Here is a 7,166-nt window from a genome sequence, read left to right as displayed (position 1 = left end):
CATATCGAGCAGGTCGCGGCGCGGCTGAACTGGCCGCTGATCCGAATCAATCTCGACGCGCACATCAGCCGCATCGATCTCGTCGGCCGCGACGCGATCGTGCTTCGCGACGGCCAGCAGGTCACCGAGTTCCGCGAGGGCCTTCTGCCGTGGGCGCTTCAGCATCCGGTCGCCCTGGTGTTCGACGAATATGACGCCGGCCGTCCCGACGTCATGTTCGTGATCCAGCGCGTTCTGGAGGCCGAAGGCAAGCTGACCCTGCTCGACCAGAATCGGGTGATCCGCCCCAACCCCTGGTTCCGGCTGTTCGCGACCACCAACACGGTGGGCCTGGGCGATACCACTGGCCTCTATCACGGCACGCAGGCGATCAACCAGGGACAGATGGACCGCTGGAACATCGTCACCACGCTCAACTACCTGCCGGCGCAGGTCGAGGCACAGATCGTGCTCGCCAAGTCCGGCGAATATGATGATCCCGGCGGCAAGGCGACGGTCGACAAGATGGTCAAGGTCGCCGAGCTCAGCCGTCAGGGGTTCATCAACGGTGACATCTCGACGGTCATGAGCCCGCGGACCGTGATCAGCTGGGCTCAGAATGCGCACATCTTCGGCGACCTCGGCTACGCTTTCCGGGTCAGCTTCCTCAACAAGTGCGACGAGACCGAGCGCCCGCTGATCGCCGAATATTACCAGCGCGTGTTCGGCCAGGACCTGCCGGAAAGCGTCGCCGCCAAGCCGGCCTGAGCGCGATGCGCTGTCCTACAGCACCCGGCCTGTGCAACGTTTCGCTCATGGTCCGGACCGTTGCCCCATCGCCTCGCGTCGACGTCATCGCTGACGGGCGGACTCGCGTGCGCGCGCATATGACCATGGCTTTTGTGACTTTTCGCGACGCGAGGGGCCGATCGGTTGGCTGACCGAATCGACTTGTTCCGGCGCGCGCTCGCCGGCGCGACCCGTGCCATCGCCCGTGACGCCGACGTGGATGTCGTCTTCGCTACGGAAACGGGCCGCTCGAGCGGCAAGACCGCGCGGGTTGCTTCCCCCGGGCCGGGAATGGAACCGCGTCTGGTTGCCGAGGCCCGCGGCGCGGCCGATTCACTGGCGCTCAACCTGCGTCATCACGATGCCGCGCTCCATGCGCGCGGAGCGCCCATGGACCCTGAGGCGCGGGCCGTATTCGACGCGCTCGAGACCGCGCGGGTCGAAGCGATCGGCGCGCGCACCATGGCGGGCGTTAGAGAGAACCTGTCGCACCTCAACGATGCGCGAGTGCGCGGCGACGCCATCGTCCGTGCCCGCACCGCCGAAGAGGTCCCGCTGTCGACCGCGGTGGGGCTGCTCGCCCGCGAACGTCTGAGCGGAGAGGCGCCGCCGCAAGCGTCTCTCGCCGGACTGGAGCTGGTCGCCCCGTGGATCGAGGACAAGGCCGCCCCCGAGCTCGACGCGCTTGCCCTGACCCTTGACGACCAGGCTGCATTCGCCCGGCTGTCGCGTCGCCTGCTCGAGGATCTCGATCTTGCCGCCGCCGAGGATCCGACCGAGCAGGAGCCGGAGGACGGCGGCGAAGAGGAGGAAGGGGAGCAGGGCGGCAGTGACGAAGCCGAGGGCGACAAGGACGAATCCGCTCCCGGCGCCGGCGACGTCGAGATGCGCGGCGAGGACAGCCAGCAAGGCTCCAGCGAACAGCAGGGCGCGGACGACATGGAGATGGGCGAGGAGGAGGGCAGCCCCGGCGAGGACTTGAGCGACAGCCTGTTCGCCTCGCCCGGCCGCCGCAACTGGGACCCGTCGCCCGACACTGATTACAAGGTCTTCACCACCCGCTTCGACGAGATCGTCGAGGCCGTCGAGCTTTGCGACGAGGAGGAGCTCGGGCGGCTCCGCGCCTATCTCGACCAGCAGATGGGGGGGCTACAGAACGTCGTCACCCGGCTCGCCAACCGGCTGCAGCGGCGGCTGATGGCGCAGCAGGCGCGCAGTTGGGATTTCGACCAGGAGGAAGGGCTGCTCGACGCCGCTCGCCTCGCCCGAGTTGTCGTGAGCCCCGGCCATTCCCTCTCCTACAAGATCGAACGCGAGACGGAATTCCGCGACACCGTCGTCTCGCTCCTGATCGACAATTCAGGCTCGATGCGCGGCCGCCCGATCGCCATTGCCGCCATCTGCGCCGACATCCTCGCCCGCACGCTGGAGCGCTGCGGGGTCGCGACGGAGGTCCTCGGCTTCACCACCCGCGGCTGGAAGGGCGGCCAGAGCCGCGAGGCCTGGCTCGCCGCCGGCCGCCCGCCCAATCCCGGCCGCCTCAACGACCTCCGCCACATCGTCTACAAGCGCGCCGACGAGGCCTACCGCCACTCGAAGCGCAACCTCGGCCTGATGATGCGCGAGGGCCTGCTCAAGGAGAATATCGACGGCGAGGCCTTGCTCTGGGCGCACAACCGCCTGATCGCCCGGCCCGAGGAGCGCCGCATCCTGATGGTGATCTCCGACGGTGCGCCGGTCGACGATTCGACCGCCTCGGCCAACAACGGATCCTACCTAGAGCGCCACCTGCGCCAGGTCATCGAGTGGATCGAGGGCCGCTCCCCGGTCGAGCTCATCGCCATCGGCATCGGCCACGACGTCACCCGCTACTACAGCCGGGCGGTCACCATCATGGACGCCGACCAGCTTGCCGGAGCGATGATGGAGCAGCTCGCCACCCTGTTCGGGAACCCGTAAGCGCCGGAGCGCGGCGCGCAAGAAAATGGGCCCGGCGCAACTACGCACGCCGGGCCCCCCTCGTTACGCGACCCGAGGGAACTGATGTCGGTCGTCCGACGCGGCAGGGAAAAGGGGATAAACCCCGCCGGATGAAGGGCTTATGGGTGATTCGCACCCAATCGATGCTGAACGCGGGGTGCAGCCCCCGTTCAGCAACATTGGGGCCCGCCCGCGCGCGATCCGTCGCCGCCTGCGCCCGCCCTCCCGGTTACAGCCCTTTCCTACAGCGAACCATAGGGGTTAGCCTTCCACCCGATGAGCATCCCCGTCATATGCGACCGCTGCCGCGCCACAGGCAGCACCGGCGAAGGCGACTTCACCCACCTTGGTGACCTTCTCGGCTTCACTCCCGTCGTCCGCCGGGCGCGGGTCGACGGCTGGACCCACGACCGCCAGCGCGCCTTCATCGCCGCTCTCTCCGCGACCGGCTCGAAACGCCGCGCCGCCATCGCCATCGGCATGCAGCCCTATGGCGTCGACCAGCTCCTCAAGGCGCACGACAGCGCCAGCTTCAAGGCCGCCTACGACCGCGCTCTCGCCATCGCCGCCCAGGCCGGCAGCATGAAGATCGCGCAGGGCGTCGCCGACGCCGCCGCCCGCAATGCGCAACTGACCCCGCCGTCGCGCCTCCGCGGCGAGCCGCTGCCCGGCCAGGTCCTCAACGAAAACGGCGAGTGGGACGACCCGCACGCCATCGCCCGCCGCATCAGCGATGCCCGCGACAGCATCTCGGCCAAGCTCCTTCGCGCCCGCCGCCTCTACCTGATGGAAATCGCCGGCAGCCCCGGCAAGCGCGCGGCGTTCGAGATCCTGACCGGCTTCCCGATCGACTGGGAAAGGGCTCGCCACTGCGAAGCGCAGGACGATGAGCCCTGGCGCAAGCCCAAGATGCGCGAGCCCGACATGCTCCTGACCGCGGAGAACGGCTGGCTCGGCGGGGCGTGCCATGGCCCCGACAAGAAGGAGGAGCTTCAGCTCGCGATCAACCGGCATCGCGCGGACCAGGGCCTCCCCGCCATCGACTGGGGCCCAAGCGCCGCGGATTATATGGAAGGCGAAAGCACCGGGTGCAGCGACGCCGATGCGGAGCACCCCGCTTCAGTTCCTCCGGAAGACGCCCCTTCACCCCCCGCACCGGACGACCCCGAGACCCCACCCCAATCCCGCACCTTCACCCTCAACAGCGAGGAATTCTACGACGCCGTCACCGACTCCACCGACCGCCCCTGGATCGCCAACGGCGCCTTGCCCAGGGAACCGCGCCACCGCGACCAGCCCGTGATCGTCGAACCGCGCGAGCAGGGGAAGCGGAAGTGACCCGAAAGGGAGCGCCGCGAACCTCCAGAACTTCCGGCTGGACGGAAACCCCCTCACTCGTCAGGTTGCAGCTGCCGAGTGAGGGGGTCGCGTGACGGTCGACGAATTCATTGCCAAGTGGGAAAACTGTCCCGGCCATGAGCGCGCCAACTACGCTGTTTTCCTCACCGAGTTTACGCATCTCCTGGGTGTAGACGCGCCCGGCCCTAACGATGATTACCGGATCGATGCGCCCGTCCCCGGCGGCGCGGAAGCCGGCGGCACCGGCTTCATCGACCTCTACAAGCGCGGCTGCTTCATCCTCGAAGCCAAGCAGAGCAAGTACGTCTGCGAGCTTCCGTCGCTTCCCGGACTTGACGATGTGTCTAACGCCCCCAGCGGCGCCAGGTATGACGACCTCATGCGCCGCGCTTTTCGCCAGGCCCGGCGCTATGCGCAGAGTCTGGCGCAACCGCCTTGGCCACCGTTCCTGATCGTCCTCGACGTCGGCCGAGCGTTCGAACTCTATTTCGATTTCGGCGGCAACGGCCGCGATTATCGCTTCTTCCCCGATCGCCAGTCCTACCGCATTCCGCTCGCCGATCTGCGGAGTGACCGAGAGGTCGGAGATACCCACAAGAGCCCGCTCGACCTGCTGCGCGCGATCTGGACCGATCCGCGCTCGGTGGACCCGCGCGCCCAGGCGGCCGATGTCACCCGCACCGTCGCGCAGCGCCTCGCCTCGGTCAGCCAGTATATCGAGGAGGGCGCGCGTCTGAAGCTGTCCGACCGATCCCCGCGCGAAAAAGCGGAGGAGGTCGAAGAAGCGGCGCTGTTCCTGATGCGCATCCTGTTCTGCATGTTCGCGGAGGATGTCGGACTGCTTCCGAAGGACAAGTTCACGGAATTCCTTCGGCGCGCCGAAAGCAACGACAAGCTGTTCCAGAACCAGCTCGCCGACCTTTGGCAGAAAATGGGGACGCCGGGCACCGCGCCGCGCTTCGCTCATGCGCTCGAAGAGGACGTGAAATACTTCAACGGCGGCTTGTTTTCGGACACCGCCCGCACCTATCCGCTCGGTGGCTTCGTCATCCACGATTTGTACGAGGCCGCGCGCCAGAACTGGCGGAGGGTCGAACCGGCGATTTTCGGTACCCTGCTCGAACAAGCATTGAGCGCGGAGGAACGCGCGAAGCTGGGCGCGCACTACACCCCGCGTCCCTATGTCGAAACGCTCGTGCGCGCGACGATCATGGACGTGCTCGAGCCCGAATGGGCGGAGATCGAAGAGGAGATCGGCCTTCTTCAATCCTCCCCGGAACGGGGAGGTGGCAGCCCGTCAGGGCTGACGGAGGGGTGGGAAGCGAGCGCTTCGCGCTCGCGACCCCTCCACCATCCTTCAGATGGTCCCCCTCCCCGTTCCGGGGAGGATCGTGCGCTAACGCTCGCCCTCGCCTTCCACGACCGCCTCGCCTCGATCCGCGTGCTCGATCCGGCCTGCGGCACCGGCAACTTCCTCTACGTTGCGATGGAGCTGATGCAGGCGCTGGAAGCGCGGGTAATCGAAACCATCCAGACGCTTGGCGGCCATGCCGAGCCCAGGGTCGGGCCCCATCAATTCCACGGCCTCGAAAAGAACCCGCGCGCCGCCAAGATCGCCGAGCTGGTGCTGTGGATCGGCTGGCTTCGCAATCGCCTTCACGACGATCCCGACAGCGTTCCGCAGCCGGTCCTCGCCGAAAGCGCCAGCATCAATTTCGGCAAGCATGGCGGCTATGACGCGGTGCTGAAGATGAATGATCTCGGCCAGCCCGACCTGGACACGCCGATGATCCCCGATTGGCCGGAAGCCGAGTTCATCGTCGGCAATCCGCCTTTCATCGGAAAAGGTGGTCTCATGCGCGCGCATCTCGGCGACGATTATGTCGAGGCGCTGCAAGCGGCGAACCCGCGGGTCCCCGCATCCGCCGATTTCGTCATGCAATGGTGGGACCGCGCCGCGCACACGCTCGTCGCCAGGAACAGCCCGCTGATCCGCTTCGGCTTCGTCACCACCAACAGCATCACCCAGGAGTTCAGCCGCCGGGTGATCGCCAACTATCTAAGCCCCTCTCCCCTCGCGGGAGAGGGAGGAGCGCCGTCAGGCGCGGAGGGTGAGGGGACCGACTCAACCTCGCGTCACCAGCGCGAAAGCGGGGGTGCCGCTGCCTCGGATTCAGCCAAGGAAGAGAAGCGGGATTCCCGCCTTCGCGGGAATGACGAAGGAGGAGATGCAACCAAGAAGCTCTCGCTCGTCATGGCCATCCCCGACCACCCCTGGACCAAGGCGACCAGGGACGCCGCCGCCGTGCGCATCGCGATGACGGTGGCCGAGCGCGGCGCGCATGAGGGCGAGTTGCGGGAGATCACCATCGAAGAGGATCTCGATACTGACCAGCCGAAGATTGGTATCATTTCGGCTCACGGAACGATCAACGCCGATCTTACGGCTGGTGCAGATGTCACCAAAGCTTCGCCACTGAAGGCGAACGCGGGTCTATCTAACACTGGCATGCTGCTTGCTGGGCAGGGTTTCAAAATACCGGGGAGTGAAGCCAAGCAATTAGTAGCACGTGATGGTGAAAGCGCCTGGGCCGTTATTCGCCCATACGTAGGCGGTGGTGAGCTTATGGACCGGCCTCAGGGGAAATATGTTATCGATCTGCATGGCTTGACGGAGAAACAAGCGCGCCAGTCACATCCGGCAACCTACGAGCGGGTCTTGATCACCGTTAAGCCTGAACGGGATGAAAATCGACAAAAGTCGAGACGGGAAAACTGGTGGTTGTTCGGACGTAGCAATTCCCAGCTTCGTGCGGCAAAGAATGGGCTCAAGCGGTTCATCGCTACACCTGAAACGGCGAAACACCGCGTCTTTCAGTTTGTGGACGGGGTGACCGTTCCCGATCACATGGCGATCACGGTCTCAAGCGAGGACGGATTCCACTTGGGCGTTCTTCAATCGACCATTCACTTGGCTTGGGCGTTGCGTACTGGTGGCACGTTGGAAGACCGGCCACGATATAACAAGGCAAGCTGTTTCGACCCCTTCCCCTTTCCCG

The 7,166-nt window shown here is 66.0% G+C and carries 4 protein-coding genes; all 4 read left to right on the top strand.

From position 1 onward, the window contains the following. Positions 1 to 747 (top strand): AAA family ATPase (locus JOZ79_RS08265; RefSeq protein ID WP_294073105.1); only part of this gene is annotated, 747 nt, incomplete at its 5' end. Between the two features lie 165 nt (positions 748 to 912). Next, positions 913 to 2,727, top strand: a complete 1,815-nt coding sequence (gene cobT / locus JOZ79_RS08260; RefSeq protein ID WP_294073101.1) for a cobaltochelatase subunit CobT — start codon at positions 913 to 915, stop codon at positions 2,725 to 2,727. A 297-nt stretch (positions 2,728 to 3,024) separates the two neighbouring features. Then, positions 3,025 to 4,086, top strand: a complete 1,062-nt coding sequence (locus tag JOZ79_RS08255) for a hypothetical protein (RefSeq protein ID WP_294073098.1) — start codon at positions 3,025 to 3,027, stop codon at positions 4,084 to 4,086. A 91-nt stretch (positions 4,087 to 4,177) separates the two neighbouring features. Further along, positions 4,178 to 7,166 (top strand): DNA methyltransferase (locus JOZ79_RS08250; RefSeq protein WP_294073095.1); only part of this gene is annotated, 2,989 nt, incomplete at its 3' end.

This window comes from Sphingomonas sp. (assembly GCF_019242355.1).
Lineage (GTDB): Bacteria > Pseudomonadota > Alphaproteobacteria > Sphingomonadales > Sphingomonadaceae > Sphingomicrobium.
Note: the sequence above shows the minus strand (reverse complement) of the source record. Positions and strands in the feature narration are given on the sequence as shown.